5 protein-coding genes are annotated in these 2,204 nt (G+C 31.4%); all 5 read right to left on the bottom strand.

Annotation, left to right across the window (positions count from 1 at the left end):
• Positions 1-303 (bottom strand): hypothetical protein (locus QVO88_RS06420; RefSeq protein WP_288177842.1); only part of this gene is annotated, 303 nt, incomplete at its 3' end.
• A 171-nt stretch (positions 304-474) separates the two neighbouring features.
• A complete protein-coding gene (locus QVO88_RS06415; protein WP_022287676.1) occupies positions 475-1,149 on the bottom strand; it encodes a hypothetical protein in 675 nt (224 codons plus the stop codon).
• A gap of 96 nt (positions 1,150-1,245) precedes the next feature.
• Positions 1,246-1,614, bottom strand: coding sequence for a hypothetical protein (locus tag QVO88_RS06410; protein ID WP_022287675.1), 369 nt, complete (start codon positions 1,612-1,614; stop codon positions 1,246-1,248).
• Positions 1,614-1,949 carry a hypothetical protein gene (locus QVO88_RS06405; RefSeq protein ID WP_022287674.1) on the bottom strand — a complete coding sequence of 112 codons (336 nt, stop codon included), beginning with the start codon at positions 1,947-1,949 and terminating at the stop codon, positions 1,614-1,616. The genes QVO88_RS06410 and QVO88_RS06405 overlap by 1 nt, the downstream gene beginning before the upstream one ends.
• Positions 1,922-2,204: hypothetical protein (locus QVO88_RS06400; RefSeq protein WP_288177841.1), on the bottom strand; the 283-nt coding region annotated here is incomplete at its 5' end. The genes QVO88_RS06405 and QVO88_RS06400, both read right to left, overlap by 28 nt.

The following is a 2,204-nucleotide window of genomic DNA, read 5'->3' as shown; positions in this document are numbered from 1 at the left end:
TATTACATCATCAATGCAATCATCACAATTTTTTACAATATCAAAGAATTCATCACTTTGCTTTGAAACAGTTTTTACAAACAATTCCGCTGCGTCGTCATCAAGGTTATTAATTGCCTTGACAAGATAATCGCCGCCCTTAACAGCAACTTTAACGCCATCATCACCATAGTCTCTTATCAAAGTTGCAACAGCGTCTTTATCCAAAATCTTATTTATCGCAACAATTGCTTCATCATCATACTTAGAAAGAATAGCAACAATATCAGAAGCTTGACCAGATTTGAATATTGAGTCAAGCAACTCAGGAGATATCTTTTTGGAAACCTCATATCCGCATACCTTTGCAACATCTTCTTTAGCGTATTGCTTTAAGAGATATCTCTGGTATAATTCGCATGAATACGTTAGCTATCGGCTCTAAAAATGCTCCGTCAGCAAGAAAAATTGTATGCGTTATTATACTTGATATACTTATTTTTCCATAGCCCCAACTAAAAATAGATATTTAAGTTTTCTATTTTCGTTTTCATTAACATCGGGAATAATATTTGTAATATTCACCATTATTTTATGATAAATATTAATCATACGGCATTTATTAAATGCAATTAAATATCCACGTTCAAGATCTGGTTTATTAAATTCTGAACAAAATAAAATTGTATTGCCATGATAAAAAATGTCAATTTTATTTGTAGACAAAGTAATAACAGAAATTTTATCGAATACGTTTTTTTCAAACGAAATTGTTTTTTCTCCAAAATTTTCAGCAATCACCTGTCTAGCCAAATCTATATTCCCGTGTGCAATTTCTTTTTTTATAAATTCTTCTATCTCAATATCATTATCAGTTTTTTTTATTTGATGACGTGAAAGAAACAGGAAAAGAGCAATTGCTGCGAAATCAGCATTAACACTTTCATATATAATCTCGTGACTGTTTCGCTCTATTTTCAAAACAGCAAAATGCCCACAATCCCTCTCTAATATTTCGTAATATATTTCCGGGGCGCCACCATCAACATCGCAGACAACAGAATTATTATAAGATTTCAAACATATATTTCTTACATCAGCCAAACAAATATTATGAGATATTTGAATTTTATAATACAAGTCATTAAATGTACTGATTATATCGTTCAAAAACTATCTCTCCCTTCAACACTTTAAAAGCGACCAACATATTCCCCCATATGTTCCGTAGCATTCGCATTAGTTCACACTACATTTGTTTCGGTATTAGGATTTATAAAAAAATTCTTTTAAATAATCATCGGGAATACGCAAATCCAGTTCTTTTTTAAGTTCATGAAAATATTTTTTCCATTGAATTGAAATTTTTTCCCACCAACCATCAATTGAGGTTTTAATAAGTATAGCCTCATTATTATCACCCCAATCATAACATATGCAGCATCCGCAAGCACCTTGACCATAATTAAAGCGCATATCAAAATAGTCACAATACTTGAATCCCAAACTAAATTCTTCATGTCCATTGCCGTAAAAAGCGTCTATCAAATTAAAATTCGAAACTAAACTACCAAAATATTTTTTCATTTCAGTTTCCACTATTTTGGCTTTTATTTCTGCTCGATTTTCATTCATTATAAAAACCCCTTTGCTTTTAAAAATTTCTTGGGAATTTGCTTTTTTACATCTGTCGTTATACATTTTATCAAACTGTCACAAAGCTTATCAAAGTCGGTATTAAGCGATGACGAAAATAGCATTTTCTTTTCACTGCGATTTGTTATGATAAAAAAATATAAGTTGTTATCTCTAATTTCAACCTCAAATGGATAATAATCATAAACGATAGAAGACATTTTATTGTCATAAAAAGAAACTGTATCTATTAATTCATTGTTATTGCCACATGCTCTTTGAGATAAAAATACATCTGCAATTTTATCTAGGAATTCATAGTTAGTAGGTTGCATACCAAAAATCTCCTTCCGAGAATAATTTTTATACCCATATTTATTTTTTTATACTCCCATTCATTCCACAATGATTTTCCTTTGAAATTTATATCGGTTGGGTCATGTGAAAAACGAATTGTTTTACCCGCTTGAACCTCCGTATACTCCTCCAGCACCAAGCTTTCAAGATAAGAAGAAACATACCCCGAAGCAAAGCGATAAGCGTATTCGTCGTCGGCGTTATTCCTGTAGCTTACCGTAGAGGCATAGTTC

Origin of the sequence: Ruminococcus sp. CAG:57, assembly GCF_000435935.1 — a bacterium.
Lineage (GTDB): Bacteria > Bacillota > Clostridia > Oscillospirales > Ruminococcaceae > Hominimerdicola > Hominimerdicola aceti.
The sequence above is the reverse complement of the archived record's forward strand: the minus strand, read 5'-3'. Positions and strand labels throughout refer to the sequence as shown.